Source organism: Streptomyces sp. CA-243310 (assembly GCF_050936775.1).
Taxonomy (GTDB): Bacteria; Actinomycetota; Actinomycetes; order Streptomycetales; family Streptomycetaceae; genus Streptomyces.
The window spans coordinates 1,672,011-1,692,012 of record NZ_JBNJMF010000001.1; the positions used below are offsets into that span (position 1 = coordinate 1,672,011).

Consider the following 20,002-nt stretch of genomic DNA (forward strand, 5'->3'; position numbering starts at 1 on the left):
GGATCGCCGTCATTGACGTCGGTCCGGGACAGCTCCAGTCGCTTCTTCTCCTCGTTCGTGTGCTTGCGTCCCGGGGCGAAGAGTTCCTCGAACATGTTGAACACGCCGTCCACCACGCCTTTCGTCCCCGGCCGGGGCCTCGTCGGTCATCGCACCGTCAGTGTCAGGATCCTGTCGTCGCCGGCCTCCGGCGACCCACGCCCGTCCGTCTCGCTCGTGACCAGCAGCAACGCGTCCCCGCCCAGAGGCACCACGGTCCGCAGCCGGCCGTACCGGCCCTGGAGGAATGCCTCCGGCTCGGCCACCGGGGTCGCGCCGGCGAGCGGGATCCGCCACAGCCGCTCGCCCTTCAGCCCCGCCATCCAGATCGAGCCCTGGGCCCAGGCGATGCCGCTCGGCGACGCCTCGTCGGTCTTCCACACGGCCACCGGGTCGCGGAAGCCGGGTCTGCCCGCCTTCCCCTCGGCCTCCGGCCAGCCGTAGTTCACACCGGGCTCGATCAGATTCAGCTCGTCCCACGTGTTCTGGCCGAACTCGGCGGCCCAGAGCCGCTTGTCCTTGTCCCAGGCGAGGCCCTGCACATTGCGGTGGCCGTACGAGTAGACGACCGAGTCCGCCTCCGGATTGCCGTGCACCGGCTCCCCGTCCGGGGTCATCCGCAGGATCTTGCCGCCGAGGGACTTCTTGTCCTGCGCGAGCCCGGTCTCGCCGGTCTCCCCGGTGCCGACGTACAGCATCTTGTCCGGGCCGAACGCGATCCGACCCCCGTTGTGGACGAGGCCCTTCGGAATGCCCCGGAACACCGTGTCGGGTGCCCCCAACCGCTGCCCGGCCGGCCTCTGCTCGTCATAGCGCAGGCGGGCGATCCTGTTGTCGGACTCGGTCGTGAAGTAGACGTACACGAGCCGGTCCGAGGCGAAGGTCGGGGAGAGCGCGAGGCCCAGCAACCCGCCCTCGCCGCCCGGGGCCACCCCGGGCACCTCGCCGATCGGCGTGACCGCGCCCGTGTCCGCCCGCACGCGACTGATGGTGCCCTTGTCCCGCGAGGCGACCAGCAGGTCCCCGCCCGGCAGCGCCGCCACACCCCACGGGGACTCCAGCCCCTTGGCGACCTCGCCCTTCACCGTCACGGCGCCCTTGGCGGGCGCACCGCTCGGGGAGGGAGAGCCGGAGGAACCCGGTGACCCGCCCCCCGGTGACGCCGTACCCGGTGGGGAACCGCCCGGCCGGGCCGCCTCCCCGCCCGGCGGCGAGCAGCCCGCCGCCAGCAGGGCCCCACACCCGGCCAGGGCCAGCGCCGTCAGGACCGACCGGGGCCGACCGCGCGAGACGTCATACGCGGCCAAGGGCGCGGGGCGCCCTTCCCACCGCCCGTCGCCCCGCCCGTCGCCCCGCCCGTCCCGCCGGGCGTCGCGGTGCGGAGAACCGACCGCCGCCCGCACCCCCGGGCGCCCGTCGCCCCGTCCGTCGCCCCGTCCGTCGCCCTGTCCGTCCCGCGGTTCGTATCGCATCGCGCTGTCCCTTCCGGTGCTCCGATCGTGCCTTCCCACCGACTCAACATCGGCGGCACCGCCCGAAGTTCCACCACTCGTACACTCGATCGAGTGGATGTGCCGGTGGTCGTCGATCGCGCGGGGCACGACCCCCGGCCGGGGTCAGTCCCAGGCTCCCACCGCCGCCGGAAGCTCCGCCATCTCGGCCAGGTCCCCGGCCGTGAGCCGGACCTCGGCCGCCCGGGCGTTCTCCGCCGCCCAATGCGCACGATCGGCCCCCGGGACGGGCACCACGTGCGGTCCCTGCGCCAGCACCCACGCCAGCGCCACCTGCGCCGCGGTGACCTCCGGCCCGTGCCGCCGGGCCACCCGCCGCAGGCCCGCCACCAGCACCTGGTTCGAGGCCATCGCGTCCGCCGTGAACCTCGGGTGCCGGGCCCGCACGTCCGCCGACTCGAAGCCGGCGCCCGGCCGCAGCGTCCCGGTCAGGAACCCGCTGCCCAACGGCATCGCCGCCAACACCCCCACCCCGCGCGCCGCACACCACGGCAGCAACTGCCACGCCGCCTCCGGCGACCACACCGACAGTTCGGCCTGCACCGCGCTCACCGGGAACACCTGCTGCGCCCGCTCCAGCAGCCTCACCGTCGACCGGTACGCCCGGTCGCCGCCCCGCCCCGCGCCCGGCCCGGCGCCCGCGCCCAGCGCGCAGAAACCGAGCGCCCGCACCTTCCCCGCGGCCACCAGCTCCGCCATGGCGCCCCAGGTCTCCTCCACCGGCACGTCCGGGTCCACCCGGTGCAGCTGGTACAGGTCTATGAAGTCGGTCCGCAGCCGCCGCAGCGAGGCGTCGCAGGCCCGCCGCACGTATCCGGGCCGACCGTCCGCCACCACGTGCTGCTCACCGGCCCGCAGGCCCACCTTGGCCGACACGAAGGCCTCGGACCGCCGCTCCCGCAGCACCCGCCCCAGGACCAGCTCGTTGGTGAACGGCCCGTACACATCGGCCGTGTCCAGCAGGTTCGCACCGAGGTCGAGCGCCGTGTGCAGGGTCCGCATCGACTCCTCGCCCCGGCGGTGCGAGGGCGCGTACGCCCAGCTCATCGGCATGCAGCCGAGGCCGATGGCGCCCACCCACAGCGGCCCCGACCCGATCGACCTGCGCTCCACCTGTGCGTCCCCCTCCCGGTCCGGCCATCAAACTAACGGCTTGATCCGGATCCCTTGGCATAGCCTCGTGATCATGACTGCAACGACCCCGGACGTCTGGCTCCCCTTCGTCGCCGACGAGATCGAAGGCCTTCCCGACTGCTTCCGGTACCGACGGTGGGACGGCGAGGACGCGTTCCCCGCGGACCCGGGGGACTGCGCCTTCTACGTCACCCCGTACATGAAGTCCCCGGCCGTCACCCTGCGACCGCTGCCGGCGATGCCCGACCTCCAGGTCGTCCAGACCCTCACCGCGGGCATCGACCACGTACTCGGCGGCCTCGACGGACTGCGGCCCGGCGTGCGCCTGTGCAACGCCCGCGGCGTGCACGAGGCCAGCACCGCCGAACTGACCCTCACCCTGATCCTCGCCTCGCTCCGCGGCATCCCCGGCATGGTCCGCGGCCAGGACCGCGAGGAGTGGCGCGGCGGCTTCTACCCGGCCCTCGCCGACAAGTCGGTCCTGATCGTCGGCCACGGGTCGGTCGGCGCCGCCATCGAGGACCGGCTGATCCCCTTCGAGTGCGCGCGCGTCACACGGGTCGCGCGCTCCGCGCGCACCACCGCGCACGGGCCGGTGCACGCCCTGGCCGACCTTCCCCGACTCCTCCCGGACGCCGACGTGGTGATCCTCTCGACCCCGCTGACGGACGCCACCCGAGGCCTGGTCGACGCCCGTTTCCTCGGCCGGATGAAGGACGGCGCCCTGCTCGTGAACGTGGCGCGCGGTCCGGTCGTCGACACGGCGGCCCTGGTGGCGGAACTGGAATCCGGACGGTTGCGGGCGGCGCTCGACGTGACCGAGCCGGAACCGCTGCCCGCGGGCCATCCGCTGTGGCACGCCCCGAACGTCCTGATCACGCCCCATGTGGGCGGCAGCAGCTCGGCGTTCGAGCCGCGGGCCAAGCGACTCCTGGCCCGGCAGCTCTCCCGGTTCGCCGCCGGCGAGCCCCTGGAGAACACGGTGTTGACCACGGGGTGACCCGATGTGAGCACGTTCCGTATTCACCCGAGTGCGCGCGGTGTCGACAACCCCTCAGGCGGTGACGGAGAGTAGAGGAGCTATGTCGCTGAGTGACGAAAGTGGTGTATCGTCCGGAACAAGGGGCTGCGCCGGGAACGTCCGGCGCCGGGGAGTGATCGGACACTTTGGGGGCGACGGGCGATGCACGGCCAATGGACGAAGGATCCGACGCGGCAGAGCCGCCGGAGGCGACGATGGGGTGCGCCGAAGCTGGCAGGCGAGGGGGACCGGTGAGCCCCCCGGGGGCGGCGCTCCTGACCCGGCCCCCGACCGCGGGCACCGGCAAGGGAATGGCGGCGCAGCTCCTCCTCGCGGTGGTCAGCGGTGGTTACGCCGTCGGAGCCGCCCTCGGCTGGGGATCGACCGAACTCGCCAAGATCATGGGCGACTTCGGGCTCAGCACGGCGGGACTGCTCGCCGCCGTCTCCTGCTTCCACTACGCGCGCACCATCGACCGGCGCGAACGTCCCGCCTGGCTGATGTTCGCGTTCTCCTCCCTGATGGGGGCCCTCGGGAACGCCGTCTGGGGCTGGTACGAGGTCATTCTCGGCCAGGAGGTCCCGGAGCCCTCTCTCGCCGACTTCGCCTTCCTCTGCTTCGCGCCACCCGCCATCGTGGGCCTCCTGGTCCTCGCCAAGCGCCCCGTCACCCGGGCCGGCTGGGTCTGCCTCGGCCTCGACTCCTGGCTCATCGGCGGATCGCTGCTGACGCTGTCGTGGAGCCTGGCCCTCGCCAACGCCGCGCGCACCGTGCAGTCGGGCGCCCCCGGCAGCGTCCCCCGGGCCGCGCTGTCCCTCGCGTACCCGCTGCTCGACATCGCGCTCGTCTCGATGGTGCTGGTCCTGCACTTCCGCCGCTCGGCGAACAACCGCTCCGCCGTCAACACGGCCATCGCGGCCCTCGCCCTGACCGTCCTGAGCGACGCGCTCTTCACCTCCCCGTTGCTGAACACCACCTACCGCTCCGGGGAGATCCTCGACGCCGGCTGGTTCGCGGGCTCGCTGCTGCTCGCGTACGCCCCCTGGGGCGCCCGCAGGGCCGAGTCCGCCCAGCAGGCGGTGCGGCCCCCGCGGGCGGAGCGCCCGCACAGCCGTCCCATCTCCGGCTCGCTGCCCGCGCTGACCCCCTACCTCGCGGCCGCCGTCTGCACCCTCGGCATCCTGTACAACGTCGTGGACGGCCGGAAGGTCGACCGGATGGTCGTCTTCACCGGCTGCACGGTCGTCCTGGCCCTCGTCATCCGGCAGGGCATCATGCTCGTCGACAACATCGCACTGACCCAGGAACTGGCCCAGAAGGAGAACCACTTCCGCTCCCTGGTCCAGGGTTCCAGCGACGTCATCATGATCGCCGCACCCACCGGCACCCTGCGCTACGTGAGTCCCGCCGCCGCCGGGGTCTACGGCCGCGAGGCGGAGGAACTGGTCGGCACCGAGCTCGCCACCCTGATCCACCCCGACGACCTCGGCCGCGTGGTCCACGAGGTGCGCCGTTTCCTGGCGGCGCCCCCCTCGGAGGAACCCACCACCCGCATCGAGTGCCGGTTCGAGTCGGGCGACGGTGATTGGCTCAATGTCGAGTCCACCGTCAACCGGCACCAGGGCGGGCTCATCCTCAACAGCCGCGACGTCACCGAACGCGTCCGGCTCCAGGCCCAGCTCCAGCACAGCGCCGAGCACGACCCCCTCACCGACCTCCCCAACCGGGCCCTGTTCACCCGCAGGGTCCGCCAGGCGCTGACCGGCCGCCGGGCCGGGGACCAGGGCACCGCCGTGCTCTTCATCGACCTCGACGGCTTCAAGGCCGTCAACGACACCATCGGCCACCAGGCCGGCGACGAGCTGCTCGTCGAGGCCGCCCGCAGACTCCAGGACTCCGTCCGCGCCGGGGACACCGCGGCCCGGCTCGGCGGCGACGAGTTCGCCGCGCTGATCACGGGCGACGGCAGCCGCGACCGGAGCGCCCGCGAGTACCAGGTGCGCGAGATCGCCGACCGACTGCGCACCACACTCTCCCAGCCGTACCGGATCGGGGGCGCCGAGGTCAGGGTCGCCGCGAGCATCGGCGTGGCCTTCGCGGACCCCGGCATCACCCCTTCGGACCTGATGCGCAACGCGGATCTCGCGATGTACCGGGCCAAGGCGGGCGGCAAGAACCGCGTCGAGCTGTACGCGCCGCAGATGCAGGCCGAGGTCGTACGCAAGGCCGAGTTCGCGGGGCGGCTGCGCACCGCGCTCCACGAGGGCGAGTTCACCCTGCTGCACCAGCCCGTGGTCTCGCTGGCCACCGGGGAGGTCACGGCCGTCGCCGCGCAGGCCCGTTGGCGGTCGGCCCAGGGGATCCTGTTCACGCCGGCCGAGTTCCTGCGGGTGGCCGGGTACAGCGAGGGCGCCGCCCATGGCGTGGCTCCGGATGCCTCGCGCACCGCCGAGCTGGGGCGCTGGTTGCTGGAGGAGGCCGTGGAGCAGGCCGCCGAGCGGCACCGGGCCGGTCATCACGCGCCGGTGGCGGTCCGGATGACAGCCCAGCGGCTGCTGGACCGCTCCGTGCCGCTCGCCTCCCTGGACGCCCTGCTGACCCGGCACGGGCTGCCGTCCGGTGCGCTGGTGATCGAGTTGGCGGACAGCGACCCCAGGGTGCCCTTCGACGAGCTGGAGCGGCGCCTGGCGGCCTTGCGGAGGCTGGGCGTCCTGATCGCCCTCGACGGCTTCGGCAGCGGTTACGCGGCCATCAGCGCCCTCCGGCGCCTGCCCGTGGACATGCTGAAACTGGACCGGGGTCTGGTGGAGGGCCTGGCGGAATCGGCCCGCCTGTACAAGATCACCGCAGGATTGTTGCGGATCGCAAACGACCTGGGGATGCAGTCGGTGGCCGACGGTGTGGACCTGCCCGAGCAGGTGTCGGCCCTGCGGGCGATGGGGTGCACCCATGGTCAAGGAATGGCCTTCTCCGGGCCACTCGACGAATACAGGCTGCGACGCGCCCTCGTGCGCGGTACGTTCCCAGTACCGGGCGGTTTGGCCCAGCCGGCCTTGGCCGGAGGCTCGTCCAGTGGCTTGATGGTCATCCGTAGAGGCTCACATGATGAGACGCCCGTCCCACCCGCTTGACATCCACCTCCCGCCGGAGGGAGGGTCAGTGCCATGCGCACCCGAATTCTCGTACTTGGAAAGCGCGTCGGCTGAAGCTGGGACCTGCATGTCCCCGCTCCACACACCCGACGCGCTCCCCTCGCTTGCCTCCCGGCACGAGGGGTTTTTTGTTGCACTGGCACACGCCTTCGGAGCTTGCTCCGAAGGATCCCCGCTCCTCGTAAAACCCTCAGCTTCGAGAAGAGAATGCCGATGACCGAGCAGGCCACCGGGGCCCACCATCCGCAGCCGCGGCCCCGTACGGGTGGACACCAGTCCGCCGCAGTTGAGCACGTCACGGGTGCGCAGTCCCTCATCCGCTCTCTCGAAGAGGTGGGGTGCGACACCGTGTTCGGGATTCCGGGTGGCGCCATCCTTCCCGCCTACGACCCGATGATGGACAGCAAGAGGGTCCGTCACATCCTGGTCCGTCACGAGCAGGGTGCGGGCCACGCCGCGACCGGCTACGCACAGGCCACCGGGAAGGTCGGTGTCTGCATGGCCACCTCGGGGCCGGGCGCCACCAACCTGGTCACCCCGATCGCCGACGCGCACATGGACTCCGTGCCGCTCGTCGCGATCACCGGCCAGGTCTCCTCCAAGGCGATCGGCACCGACGCCTTCCAGGAGGCGGACATCGTCGGCATCACCATGCCGATCACGAAGCACAACTTCCTGGTCACGCGGGCCGAGGACATCCCGCGGACGATCGCGGAGGCGTTCCACATCGCCTCCACCGGCCGCCCGGGCCCGGTCCTGGTGGACATCGCGAAGGACGCCCTCCAGTCGAAGACCACCTTCTCGTGGCCGCCGACCCACGACCTGCCGGGCTATCGACCCGTCACCAAGCCGCACGCCAAGCAGATCCGGGAGGCCGCCAAGCTCATCTGCGCGGCCAAGCGGCCGGTCCTGTACGTCGGCGGCGGTGTCATGAAGTCCGGCGCCACCGCCGAGCTGAAGGTCCTCGCGGAACTGACCGGCGTCCCCGTCTGTACCACCCTGATGGCGCTCGGCTCCTTCCCCGACAGCCACCCGCTGCACGTCGGCATGCCCGGCATGCACGGTTCGGTCACCGGCGTCACCTCGCTGCAGAAGTCGGACCTGCTGATCGCGCTCGGCACCCGATTCGACGACCGCGTCACCGGCAAGCTGGACAGCTTCGCCCCCTTCGCCAAGGTCATCCACGCGGACATCGACCCCGCCGAGATCGGCAAGAACCGCGAGGTCGACGTCCCGATCGTGGGCGACGCCCGCGAGGTCATCGCCGACCTGATCCAGGCGGTCCAGGCCGAGCACACCGAGGGCAACACGGGCGACTACACCGCCTGGTGGAAGGACCTCAGCCGCTGGCGCGAGACGTACCCGCTCGGCTACGACCTGCCCGCGGACGGCAGCCTCTCGCCGCAGCAGGTCATCCAGCGGATCGGCGCGCTCGCCCCGGAGCACACCATCTACGCCGCCGGCGTCGGCCAGCACCAGATGTGGGCCTCGCACTTCGTCGACTACGAGGAGCCACGCACCTGGCTGAACTCCGGCGGCGCCGGAACCATGGGCTACGCGGTCCCGGCCGCGATGGGCGCCAAGGTGGGCATGCCGGACCGCACGGTCTGGGCGATCGACGGCGACGGCTGCTTCCAGATGACCAATCAGGAGCTGGTCACCTGCGCGCTGAACAACATCCCGATCAAGGTCGCGATCATCAACAACGGTGCGCTGGGCATGGTCCGCCAGTGGCAGACCCTGTTCTACAACCAGCGGTACTCCAACACGGTCCTGCACGCCGACGAGACCGGCCACGCCACCGTGGGCTCCCAGCTCGGCGAGTCCATCGCCCCCCGCAAGGGCACCCGCGTCCCGGACTTCGTGAAACTGTCCGAGGCCATGGGCTGCGTCGCACTGCGCTGCGAGGACCCCGCCGACCTGGACCGGGTCATCGCCGAGGCCAACGCGATCAACGACCGCCCGGTGGTCGTCGACTTCATCGTCCACGAGGACGCCATGGTGTGGCCGATGGTCGCCGCCGGCACCTCCAACGACGAGGTCCTGGCAGCCCGGGGCGTCCGTCCCGACTTCGGCGACAACGAAGACGACTGAGCCGAGAGAGCCTGAGAGAGAGAACGACTCACATGTCCAAGCACACGCTCTCCGTCCTGGTCGAGAACACGCCCGGCATCCTCGCCCGGATCGCCGCGCTGTTCTCCCGCCGCGGCTTCAACATCGACTCCCTCGCGGTCGGTGTCACCGAGCACCCCGACATCTCGCGCATCACCATCGTCGTGAACGTCGAGGACCTCCCGCTGGAGCAGGTGACCAAGCAGCTCAACAAGCTGGTCAACGTGCTCAAGATCGTCGAGCTGGAGCAGCACAACGCCATCGAGCGCGAACTCGTTCTGGTGAAGGTCCGCGCCGACAACGAGACCCGCTCGCAGATCGTCGAGATCGTCCAGCTGTTCCGCGCCAAGACGGTCGACGTCTCCCCGGAGGCCGTCACCATCGAGGCCACCGGCGGCACCGACAAGCTCGGCGCGATGCTGAAGATGCTGGAGCCCTTCGGCATCAAGGAACTCGTGCAGTCCGGCACGATCGCCATAGGGCGTGGCGGACGGTCCATCACGGACCGCAGCCTGCGCGCGCTCGACCGCAGCGCCTGAGCGACCGCTCCACCGGTCGTTCGACCGTTCGCCCCCGTGGGCAGCCCGCCGCGCGTCGGCGGGCCGCCCGCATGGCGAGACCGAGAAACTCACATTCCGTTCCCCGCCGTACGGTGGGAGCAACACACGCGCACCAAGGAGATATCCCAGTGGCCGAGCTGTTCTACGAGAACGACGCCGACCTGTCCATCATCGCGGGCCGCAAGGTCGCGGTCATCGGCTACGGCAGCCAGGGCCACGCCCACGCGCTGTCGCTCCGTGACTCCGGCGTCGACGTCGTCGTCGGCCTGAAGGAGGGCTCCAAGTCCAAGGCCAAGGCCGAGGAGCAGGGCCTGAAGGTCGTCTCGGTGTCCGAGGCCGCCGAGTGGGCCAACGTCATCATGATCCTGACCCCGGACCCGCTCCAGGCCGAGATCTACGAGGAGTCCATCAAGGACCACCTCCAGGACGGCGACGCGCTCTTCTTCGGTCACGGCTTCAACGTCCGCTACGGCTTCATCAAGCCCCCGGCCAACGTGGACGTCGCCCTGGTCGCCCCGAAGGGCCCGGGTCACCTGGTCCGCCGCCAGTACGAGGAAGGCCGCGGCGTGCCCTGCATCGCCGCCGTCGAGCAGGACCACAGCGGCAACGCCTTCGCCCTCGCGCTCTCCTACGCGGCCGGCATCGGCGGCACCCGCGCCGGCGTCATCAAGACCACCTTCACCGAGGAGACCGAGACCGACCTGTTCGGTGAGCAGGCCGTCCTCTGCGGTGGTGCCTCCGCTCTGGTCAAGGCCGGTTTCGAGACCCTGACCGAGGCCGGTTACCAGCCGGAGATCGCGTACTTCGAGTGCCTGCACGAGCTGAAGCTCATCGTGGACCTCATGTACGAGGGTGGCCTGGAGAAGATGCGCTGGTCGGTCTCCGAGACCGCCGAGTGGGGCGACTACATCACCGGCCCGCGCATCATCACGGACGCCACCAAGGCCGAGATGAAGAAGGTTCTCGCGGAGATCCAGAGCGGCGAGTTCGCCAACACCTGGATGGCCGAGTACAAGGCCGGTCTGCCGAAGTACAACGAGTACAAGAAGGCCGACGAGGCCCACCTGCTGGAGACCACCGGCAAGAAGCTGCGCAAGCTGATGAGCTGGGTCGACAACGACGAGAGCTGATCTCGCCGCGGCGGGGCCGGGACGACAAGTCCCGGCCCCGCCGCGCACGCGCCGCTGGAGGCCGTCCGGCCCGCCGGATCAGTGGCCTTCGACCGCGCGGATTGGCCACCCCGGCCAATCACGGAAGGGTGATCCTTCCGTACGGGCGGAAATCCGCCGCGGATACGCCACTACACTGCTCAACACAACGCGTCAGGCCCACAGTGTCGTGCGTCTTCCACGCGGCTACCCCCTCCACCGCCTGCGGCCGTCGGGACGGCCGTCCGCACTGGACTTGTGAGGATGACCCACGTGAGCTCGAAACCTGTCGTACTCATCGCCGAAGAGCTGTCGCCCGCCACGGTGGACGCGCTCGGTCCGGACTTCGAGATCCGGCACGTCAACGGAGCCGACCGCGCGGAGCTGCTGCCCGCGATCGTCGACGTCGACGCGATCCTGGTCCGCTCCGCCACCAAGGTGGACGCCGAGGCCATCGCCGCCGCCAAGAAGCTCAGGGTGGTCGCCCGCGCGGGTGTCGGCCTCGACAACGTCGACGTCTCCGCCGCCACCAAGGCCGGCGTGATGGTCGTCAACGCGCCGACCTCCAACATCGTCACCGCCGCCGAGCTGGCCTGTGGCCTGCTCGTCGCCACGGCCCGCAACATCCCGCAGGCCAACACCGCCCTGAAGAACGGCGAGTGGAAGCGGAACAAGTACACGGGTGTCGAACTCAGCGAGAAGACCCTCGGTGTCGTGGGCCTCGGCCGCATCGGCGTCCTGGTGGCCCAGCGCATGTCGGCCTTCGGCATGAAGGTCGTCGCGTACGACCCCTACGTCCAGCCCGCGCGCGCCGCCCAGATGGGCGTCAAGATGCTGACGCTGGACGAGCTGCTGGAGGTCGCGGACTTCATCACCGTGCACCTGCCGAAGACCCCCGAGACCCTCGGTCTCATCGGGGACGAGGCGCTGCACAAGGTGAAGCCGTCCGTCCGCATCGTCAACGCCGCGCGCGGCGGGATCGTGGACGAGGCCGCGCTGTACACGGCCATCAAGGAGGGCCGCGTCGCCGGCGCCGGCCTCGACGTGTACGCGAAGGAGCCCTGCACGGACTCCCCGCTCTTCGAGCTCGACCAGGTCGTCTGCACCCCGCACCTGGGCGCGTCCACGGACGAGGCCCAGGAGAAGGCCGGTGTCTCGGTCGCCAAGTCGGTGCGCCTCGCGCTCGCCGGTGAACTGGTGCCGGACGCGGTCAACGTCCAGGGCGGCGTCATCGCCGAGGACGTGCGACCGGGTCTGCCGCTCGCCGAGAAGCTCGGCCGCATCTTCACCGCCCTCGCGGGCGAGGTCGCGGTCCGTCTCGATGTCGAGGTCTGCGGCGAGATCACCCAGCACGACGTCAAGGTGCTGGAACTCTCCGCGCTCAAGGGTGTCTTCGAGGACGTCGTCGACGAGACGGTCTCCTACGTCAACGCCCCGCTGTTCGCGCAGGAACGCGGTGTCGAGGTCCGCCTGACCACCAGCTCGGAGTCCCCGGACCACCGCAACGTGGTCACCGTCCGCGGCACCCTCTCGGACGGTCAGGAGGTCTCGGTCTCCGGCACGCTCGCGGGTCCGAAGCACCTTCAGAAGATCGTCGGCATCGGCGAGTACGACCTGGACCTGGCACTCGCCGAGCAGATGGTCGTCCTGCGCTACGCCGACCGTCCGGGCGTCGTCGGCACCGTCGGCCGCATCCTGGGCGAGGCCGGTCTGAACATCGCGGGCATGCAGGTCGCCCGCGCCGAGGAGGGTGGCGAGGCGCTCGGCGTCCTCACCGTCGACGCCGAGGTCCCGGTGAACGTCCTCGCGGACATCGCCGCCGAGATCGGCGCCGTCTCGGCGCGCACGGTCAGCCTCGGCTGACCCTTCGGCACGCACGGGAAGGGCCCGGGGGAGACCCCGGGCCCTTTCGCGTTTCGCGTCGTACGGGTGGTTCAGCGTGCGACGGGGGTGGTGACGGCGGCCCCGGACGACTCCGGCTCCGGTACCGCCCCGGCGGGGGCGGTGGTGCCGATGCCGCGCAGCAGGACCGGTGTGACGGCCGCCGCCGCGAGCAGCAGGGCGGTGCCGCCCCAGGCCGCGTCCTGCATGCCGTGCACGAACGCCTCCCGGGCCAGGTCCAGTACCCGCTGCCCGGCGTCGCCGCCGAGGGAACCGGCGGTGGCGACCGCGCCGCCCAGGGTCTCCCGGACGGCGGGCTCGGCGCCCACCAGGTCGGAGCGGTAGACCGCGGTGCCGAGGCTGCCCAGGACGGCCATGCCCAGGGCGCCGCCGAACTCGGCGCCCGTCTCCAGCAGCGAGGCGGCCGAGCCTGCCTTCTCCGCGGGGGCCGCGCCGAGGGCGATGTCGGAGACCAGGGACATCACGACGACGATCCCGCCGGCCAGCACCCCGGCGCCGACGAGGAGCAGCCACAGGGAGTCCGAGCCGACCCGGCCGATGAGGGCGAACCCGGCGGCGCCGAGGACGAAGCCGCCCGCGATGACGAGGGACCGGTCCACCGTGCGGGCGAGGACCGCGGCCATGGGAGCGGCGGCGCCGATGGCGACCGACGGGGCCAGGCTCCACAGCGCGGCCTCCAAGGTGCCCAGGCCGAGCACCGATTGGAGGTACTGGGTGGTGAAGTAGGCCGAACCCATCATGGCGAAGGCGGAGACGGTCTGGAGGCCGATGCCCGCGCCGAAGCCGCGGTTGCGGAAGAGTGCCCGGCCGACCATGGCGTCGTCGCGGCCCCGCTGGCGGCGCACGAACACGTATCCGAAGGTCAGGCCGACGGCGACGCAGGCGGCGTGGAGCGGCGCGAGGCCCTCTGCGGCGATCTCCTTGAGGCCGTACACCAGGGGCAGCACGGCGGCCATCGACAGCGGGACGCTCAGCAGGTCGAAGCGGCCCGGGGCGGGGTCCTTGAACTCCGGGACCAGTACCGGGACCAGGACCAGCAGGAGCAGCATGGCGGGAACGTTGATCAGGAAGACCGAACCCCAGTAGAAGTGGTTCAGCATCACACCGCTCATCACGGAGCCGAGGGCGATGCCGCCGGTCATGGCGCCGGACCAGATGGCGATGGCCTGGGCGCGCTGCCGGGCGTCCTGGAAGAGGTTCCGCACGAGGGCCAGGGTGGACGGCATCAGCGTCGCACCGCCGATGCCGAGCAGTATCCGGCAGGCGATCAGCATCTCGGCGCTGGTCGCGTACCCGGCTCCGACGGAGGCGAGGCCGAAGGCGCTCGCGCCGATCAACAGCAGTTTGCGACGGCCGATGCGGTCTCCGAGCGAACCCATCGTGATCAGCAGCCCGGAGAGGGCGAAGGCGTAGCTGTCGAAGATCCAGAGCTGCTGGGTGGCGCTCGGGTCCAGCTCCCGGGTGATGGCGGGGATGGCGAAGTAGAGGACGGAGACGTCCATCGAGACCAGGAGCAGCGGCAGCAGCAGGACGGTGAAGGCGGTCCATTCGCGGCGGCCGGCGAGGGGTGCCGAGGCGGCGGGGTTCGTCATGAGCAGGAATGTACAAGCGTCATAAACATCTGTCTAGTACGAGTGTATGGAATTTCCGTATAGGACAGTTGTCTTGCTACCGTGTCGGCATGGGACATCGCGAAGATCTGCTCCGGGGCGCCAAGGAATGCCTGGTCGAGAAGGGGTTCGTGCGCACCACCGCGCGTGACGTCGTCAAGGCCTCCGGTGCCAACCTGGCCTCCATCGGCTACCACTACGGCTCGAAGGACGCCCTGCTCACCCAGGCGTTCATCGAGCTGGTCTCCGACTGGGGCGACGCGTTCACCGGCGGCCTCGCGGGGGAGGCCGGCTCGCTCGAACGCTTCCGCTCGGTGTGGGAGGGCGTGCACGCCGGCCACGAGGAGTCGGGTCCCATCTGGGCCGCGAGCCTGGAGGTCGCACTGACCCGGGACGGGCTTCCGGAGCTGCGTCGGCTGCTCGCTGCCTCGCAGGACGAGGGGCGCCGGGGGCTGGTCTCCATGTTCACGGGCGTACCGGAGGACCGGCTGGGGGAGGAGGATCTGCGCACGCTGGGCACCTTCTACCAGGCGCTGCTCAACGGATTCATGATCCAGTGGCTCTTCGACGCCGAGAGCGCCGGCACCCCGGCCGAGTTGACCGAGGGGATGCGCCGGGCGGCGGAACTCATGGGCAAGGGGGCGGGGGCGGGAACGCCGGGGAAGGCGGCCGGGACCCCGGTCGACGGGGCGATGCCGGTCGACGCGCCGGCGCGGGACGTGCCGGTCGAAGAGCCCGACGCGGGACCCGCCGCCTGAGCCGCGCCGCGCGCCCGCGCCGTGCCCGCCGTACGGCCGGCGAGGGGCGCGCGGGTCAGTCGAGGCGGGCGGCCTTGAGGGACATGTGCAGCAACAGCCGGTCCTCGCCCTCGTCCAGATCGAGGCCCGTCAGTTGCTCCACCCGGCCCAACCGGTAGTACAGCGTCTGGCGGTGGATCCCCAGGACGGCCGCCGCCCGGCCCGCCTGTCCGGCGCAGTCCAGGAACACCTCGGCGGTACGGGCCAGTTCACGGTGCGCCGCGTCCAACAGGACCCGGGTGGAGGGATCTTGTGCCCGACCCGCCGTCAACGAGGCCAACAGTCGGTACGGTCCGATGGCCGACCACCGTGCCACCTGCCCGAGCCGGGGCTGCGCCGCCGCCGCCCTGGCCGCCGCCACGGCCTCGGCCCACGCGTCGCCGAGCGTGGTCAGCCCGCGCCGGGGCTCGGCGATGCCGACGGTCGCGGCGGGGAGCCCCGGCGGCGTCGTGGGGCGGGGGAGCAGCCGGGAGGCCAGCGCCTCCGCCGGCGCGACGGAGTCCGCCGAGCGGAGCCTGACCAGGACCGCCAGAGCCGTCCGACCGGGACCCGGGTCCCCGTCGGTCCCGTCCGATCCGCCGGCGCCGGCGCCGGCGGCGGAACGGTCACCCGGTCGGGCGTCGGGGCGGCCACCCTGGAGATCGGCGGCCCGGCCCGAAGCGCCCCGCCCCGACGTGGCCCGCCCCGACCCGCCTGGGTCCGTACCGCTCGCCCGGCCCGGCCGGCTCCACGGCACCACGCACACCGCGGCCGTGCCCGGCATCGAACCCGGGACCTCCCCGGCCCACGGGGCCACGCACACCACCGCGTGGAGCCCGTCGCCGTCCGGTCCCAGGGCGGAACGCAGGGCGGTCAGCGCCATGTCCCGCTGCCAGCCGCCGTCGGCCGTGAGCGCCGCGCGGAACTCCCGCGACAGGTCCGCCCCGGCCTTGGCCTCCTCGGCGAGCAGCACCCCCATGCGCTCGGCGACCTCCATGGCGGCGGTGAGCGCCGCCGGACCGGGCCCCGCGTCGGGACCGGACTCCGGGTCGAGGAGCCACACGTACCCCTGGACGATCCCCCGGTAGCGCACGGGCAGGCAGAGCCGGCCCCGGACGACCCCGGCCTCGGGGGCGGCCGGGATGCGCACCGGACCGGTGGCGCGGGCGATGCCGAAGCCCTCGAACCAGGACCGGACGGCGGCCGTGGACTGCCTGGTCAGGATCGAGCGGGTGCGGACCGGGTCCATGGCCGTGTCGTCGTCGCCGTCGTGCGCGCCGAAGGCGATGAGGCGGAAGTCCCGGTTCTCCAGGGTCGCCGGGGCGCCGAGCAGCGCCGAGATCTCGTCCACCAGGTCCTGGTAATCGCCCTTCACCCGGCCATTCTCCCACCTGCGGAACGGTTCTTCAGACAGATGTATGAGATGTCGACAACGGATGCGTGACAGCTGTCGATGGCAGAGGATCGTGGAGATCCTTAGGTTTCACGGTGGTTTTACATGCGTTTCTCTTACGTCCACGCCATGCCGGCGCGCGATCGTGAATCTGCTTCTGCCACCCGTTGGAGGTGCCCCGTGCTGGGTCCCGCGATCCTCGCCGCTTCCCGCAGCGACAAGCTGCGCCGAATCGTCTCCGCCGCCCCGGTGACCAAGCCCGTGGTGAACCGGTTCATCCCCGGTGAGACGGTCGGCCAGGTCATCCCGATCGTCGAGGACCTCACGCGCAAGGGTCTCGAAGTCACCCTCGACGTGGTCGGCGAGGACATCACCGCCGTGGAGCAGTCCCACGCCGCGCGCGACGCCTACCTCGAACTGATCGAGCGGCTGGCCGAGCTGGGTCTGGGAGAGACCGTCGAGATGTCGGTCAAGCTCTCGATGTTCGGCCAGGCCCTCGAAGGCGGCCACGAGCTGGCCCTCGCCAACGTGCGCCCGGTCGTCGAGGCCGCCGCGGCCATCGGCACCACCGTCACCCTGGACGCCGAGGACCACACCACCCTCGACTCGATGTTCGCCATCCACGAGGAGCTGCGCCGGGACTTCCCGCAGACCGGCTGCGTGATCCAGGCCTACCTCTTCCGCACCGAGGCCGACGCCCACCGGCTCGCCGAGGCCGGCAGCCGCGTCCGGATCGTGAAGGGCGCCTACAAGGAGCCCGCCGAGGTCGCCTACCAGGACAAGGCCGAGATCGACAAGGCGTACGTCCGCATCATGCGCATCCTGATGGAGGGCGAGGGGTACCCGATGATCGGGTCCCACGACCCGCGCCTGATCGCCATCGCCCAGGAACTGGCCCGCAAGGCCGGCCGCAAGCCCGACGAGTACGAGTTCCAGATGCTGTACGGGATCCGCAGCGACGAGCACCTGCGGCTGGCCGCCGAGGGACACCGGATGCGCGTCTACACCGCGTACGGGACCGACTGGTACGGCTACTTCATGCGCCGCCTGGCGGAGAAGCCGGCCAACCTCCTCTTCTTCCTCCGCTCGATGATCACCAAGAACTAGGTCCAGAACCAGGTTCAGAACTAGCTCAAGGAGTTGCCAGACCCATGGATGCTGTGACCCAGGTCCCCGCGCCGGTCAACGAGCCGGTCCACTCGTACGCCCCCGGCAGCGCGGAGCGCGCCCGTCTCGAAATCCAGCTCAAGCAGCTGTCCGAGAACCCCATCGACCTTCCGATGACGATCGACGGCGTCAAGCGGATGGGTGGCGGCGAGCGCTTCGACGTCGTCCAGCCGCACGACCACAAGTCGGTCATCGGCACCTACGCGAACGCCACCGAGGCCGACGCCCAGGCCGCCGTCGACGCGGCCCTGGCCGCCGCCCCGGCCTGGCGCGCGATGGACTTCGACGACCGCGCCGCGATCATCCTGCGCGCCGCCGAGCTGCTCGCCGGCCCGTGGCGCGAGAAGCTGGCCGCGTCGACCATGCTGGGCCAGTCGAAGACCGCCCAGCAGGCGGAGATCGACACCCCCTGCGAGCTCGTCGACTTCTGGCGCTTCAACGTCCACTTCGCCCGCCAGATCCTGGCCGAGCAGCCGGCCGCGAACAGCGCCGGCGTGTGGAACCGCAGCGACCACCGCCCGCTGGAGGGCTTCGTCTACGCGATCACGCCGTTCAACTTCACGGCCATCGCCGGCAACCTGCCGACCGCCCCGGCCCTGATGGGCAACGTGGTCGTGTGGAAGCCGTCCCCGACGCAGACCCACTCCGCGGTCCTGCTGATGGAGGTCCTGGAGGCGGCCGGTCTGCCCAAGGGCGTCATCAACCTGGTGACCGGCGACGGCATCGCCGTCTCCGAGGTGGCCCTGAACCACCCCGAGCTGGCCGGCATCCACTTCACCGGCTCGACCAAGACCTTCCAGCACCTGTGGAAGACCGTCGGCAACAACATCGAGAAGTACAAGTCCTACCCGCGCCTGGTCGGCGAGACCGGTGGCAAGGACTTCGTCGTCGCCCACCCGTCCGCGGACCGCGACATCCTGAAGACCGCCCTGACCCGCGGCTCCTTCGAGTTCCAGGGCCAGAAGTGCTCGGCCTCCTCGCGCGCCTACGTCCCGGCGTCGATCTGGAACGACGGCTTCAAGGAGGCCTTCGCGGCCGAGGTCGACGGCATCACCATGGGTGACGTCCGCGACCTGTCGAACTTCATCGGCGCCGTCATCGACGAGCGTTCGTTCGCGAAGAACAAGGCCGCGATCGACCGCGCCAAGGCCGACCCGACCTGCACGATCGTCGCCGGCGGCAGCTACGACGACTCGGAGGGCTACTTCGTCCGCCCGACCGTCATCGCCTGCACCGACCCGGAGAACGAGGTCTTCACGACCGAGTACTTCGGCCCGATCCTCGCCGTGCACGTCTACGAGGACGCGGACTTCGACGCGATGCTGGAGCAGATGGAGTCGGTGTCCGCGTACGCGCTGACCGGCGCCGTCATCGCCCAGGACCGCTACGCGGCGGCCGACGCGATGGAGAAGCTCCGCTTCGCGGCGGGCAACTTCTACATCAACGACAAGTCGACCGGCGCCGTCGTCGGCCAGCAGCCCTTCGGCGGCGGCCGCGCGTCCGGTACGAACGACAAGGCGGGCGCGGCCTCCAACCTGCTGCGCTGGACCTCGACCCGCTCCATCAAGGAGACCCTGGTCCCGCCGACCGACTACGCGTACCCGCACATGGGCTGACCTCCCTGCCCTGCCGAACCCCGCCCCCGCTCCGGTACCCCCAAGTCCGGAGCGGGGGCGGTCCAGGTTCCGGGACCGGTCTCAGACCTCGACGATGACCTGGTCCAGGGACTTGCGCAGCAGATCGGGAACCTCGCAGTCGTCGGCCGGGTAGCCGACGGGGATGACCGCGAAGGCCTTCTCGTTCTCCGGGCGGTTCAGGACGTGGCTGAGGAACCGCATCGGGCTCGGCGTGTGGATCAGCGCGGCGAGCCCGCTCAGGTGGAGGGCGGACAGGAGCATGCCGACGGCGATGCCGACCGACTCGTCCACGTAGTAGTGCTTGCGCTTCGTGCCGTCCGGCCCCAGCCAGTACCGCTGCTGGAAGACCACGATCAGGGCCGGAGCGTCGGTCAAGTGGGTCTTGACCGCGTCGGTGCCGAGGGGACGCAGCGCGGCGAGCCATTCGTCGCCGAGCCGGCCGTCGTAGGAGATCTGCTCCTCCTGCTCGGCCGCGGCGCGGATCTGCCGGCGGATCCCGGCATCCTTGACCAGGACGAACGTCCAGGGCTGCTGGTGTGCCCCGGACGGAGCCGTCGCGGCGCACGCGACGGCGTCCCGCACGACCTGCTCGGGCACCGGGTCGGGAGAGAAGTGACGGACGGTGCGCCGCTCGTCCATCCGCGCCCGCAACTCGGCCGCGCGCGCGAGGGATTCCGCGCCCGGCATGCGGGCGGGGCGGTACGGGACGGGCCGATGGGGACGGCCATGGGTGGGGGTCCACTGCTGGGTCTCAGGCGACATGGGCAGATCTTCACGCGCGGAACCGATCGCCGCCAGGGCCGCGTCATGAGCTTCTGTCCGATGTGTACTGACAGGGGG

At 71.2% G+C, this 20,002-nt stretch carries 14 protein-coding genes and 1 pseudogene; 9 read left to right on the top strand and 6 right to left on the bottom strand.

Annotation, left to right across the window (positions count from 1 at the left end):
- Nucleotides 1-17 precede the first annotated feature (17 nt).
- The 3 genes and pseudogenes from ACQEVM_RS07875 to ACQEVM_RS07885 form a co-directional block, all read right to left on the bottom strand.
- Nucleotides 18-95, bottom strand: a pseudogene (locus ACQEVM_RS07875) (DUF6191 domain-containing protein); the annotation flags it as partial.
- A 51-nt stretch (nt 96-146) separates the two neighbouring features.
- Nucleotides 147-1,304: a PQQ-dependent sugar dehydrogenase gene (locus tag ACQEVM_RS07880; RefSeq protein WP_433079879.1), complete on the bottom strand. Its 1,158-nt coding sequence runs from the start codon at nt 1,302-1,304 to the stop codon at nt 147-149.
- Nucleotides 1,305-1,655: 351 nt separating this feature from the next.
- The gene (locus tag ACQEVM_RS07885; protein WP_433076372.1) at nt 1,656-2,663 is read right to left on the bottom strand and encodes an aldo/keto reductase; all 1,008 of its coding nucleotides are present in this window, start codon (nt 2,661-2,663) and stop codon (nt 1,656-1,658) included.
- 73 nt (nt 2,664-2,736) lie between these two features.
- Between ACQEVM_RS07885 and ACQEVM_RS07890 the strand changes: the two genes are divergently transcribed.
- The 6 genes from ACQEVM_RS07890 to serA all read left to right on the top strand — a co-directional run bounded on the left by ACQEVM_RS07890 (nt 2,737) and on the right by serA (nt 12,540).
- The gene (locus tag ACQEVM_RS07890; RefSeq protein WP_433076374.1) at nt 2,737-3,684 is read left to right on the top strand and encodes a 2-hydroxyacid dehydrogenase; all 948 of its coding nucleotides are present in this window, start codon (nt 2,737-2,739) and stop codon (nt 3,682-3,684) included.
- A gap of 272 nt (nt 3,685-3,956) precedes the next feature.
- A complete protein-coding gene (locus tag ACQEVM_RS07895) occupies nt 3,957-6,836 on the top strand; it encodes a putative bifunctional diguanylate cyclase/phosphodiesterase (protein WP_433076376.1) in 2,880 nt (959 codons plus the stop codon).
- A gap of 228 nt (nt 6,837-7,064) precedes the next feature.
- Nucleotides 7,065-8,951: an acetolactate synthase large subunit gene (locus ACQEVM_RS07900; protein WP_433076378.1), complete on the top strand. Its 1,887-nt coding sequence runs from the start codon at nt 7,065-7,067 to the stop codon at nt 8,949-8,951.
- A 32-nt stretch (nt 8,952-8,983) separates the two neighbouring features.
- Nucleotides 8,984-9,508, top strand: coding sequence for an acetolactate synthase small subunit (gene ilvN / locus ACQEVM_RS07905; protein WP_053677671.1), 525 nt, complete (start codon nt 8,984-8,986; stop codon nt 9,506-9,508).
- Nucleotides 9,509-9,657: 149 nt separating this feature from the next.
- Complete coding sequence (gene ilvC, locus ACQEVM_RS07910; protein ID WP_053677673.1) at nt 9,658-10,659, top strand: ketol-acid reductoisomerase; 1,002 nt, start codon at nt 9,658-9,660, stop codon at nt 10,657-10,659.
- A gap of 291 nt (nt 10,660-10,950) precedes the next feature.
- Nucleotides 10,951-12,540: a phosphoglycerate dehydrogenase gene (serA, locus tag ACQEVM_RS07915; protein WP_053677675.1), complete on the top strand. Its 1,590-nt coding sequence runs from the start codon at nt 10,951-10,953 to the stop codon at nt 12,538-12,540.
- A gap of 71 nt (nt 12,541-12,611) precedes the next feature.
- Here serA and ACQEVM_RS07920 read toward each other — a convergent pair whose 3' ends face one another.
- On the bottom strand, nt 12,612-14,171 hold the full coding sequence (locus ACQEVM_RS07920) for an MFS transporter (RefSeq protein WP_433076381.1): 1,560 nt from the start codon (nt 14,169-14,171) through the stop codon (nt 12,612-12,614).
- A gap of 89 nt (nt 14,172-14,260) precedes the next feature.
- On the opposite strand from ACQEVM_RS07920, the gene ACQEVM_RS07925 reads away from it, so the two are divergent.
- Nucleotides 14,261-14,947: a TetR/AcrR family transcriptional regulator gene (locus tag ACQEVM_RS07925; protein WP_433076383.1), complete on the top strand. Its 687-nt coding sequence runs from the start codon at nt 14,261-14,263 to the stop codon at nt 14,945-14,947.
- A gap of 55 nt (nt 14,948-15,002) precedes the next feature.
- Here the strand turns inward: ACQEVM_RS07925 and ACQEVM_RS07930 are convergent, their stop codons facing one another.
- Nucleotides 15,003-16,340, bottom strand: coding sequence for a PucR family transcriptional regulator (locus ACQEVM_RS07930; protein WP_433076385.1), 1,338 nt, complete (start codon nt 16,338-16,340; stop codon nt 15,003-15,005).
- Nucleotides 16,341-16,538: 198 nt separating this feature from the next.
- Between ACQEVM_RS07930 and ACQEVM_RS07935 the strand changes: the two genes are divergently transcribed.
- Entirely contained in the window at nt 16,539-17,465 is a 927-nt protein-coding gene (locus tag ACQEVM_RS07935; RefSeq protein WP_053677681.1) for a proline dehydrogenase family protein, read from the top strand.
- 44 nt (nt 17,466-17,509) lie between these two features.
- Nucleotides 17,510-19,141 (top strand): L-glutamate gamma-semialdehyde dehydrogenase, encoded by a 1,632-nt coding sequence (pruA, locus tag ACQEVM_RS07940; protein ID WP_433076387.1) that lies wholly within the window; start codon nt 17,510-17,512, stop codon nt 19,139-19,141.
- A gap of 81 nt (nt 19,142-19,222) precedes the next feature.
- On the opposite strand, the gene ACQEVM_RS07945 is transcribed toward pruA, so the two are convergent.
- A complete protein-coding gene (locus ACQEVM_RS07945) occupies nt 19,223-19,924 on the bottom strand; it encodes a nitroreductase family protein (RefSeq protein WP_433076389.1) in 702 nt (233 codons plus the stop codon).
- Between the last annotated feature and the right edge of the window lie 78 nt (nt 19,925-20,002).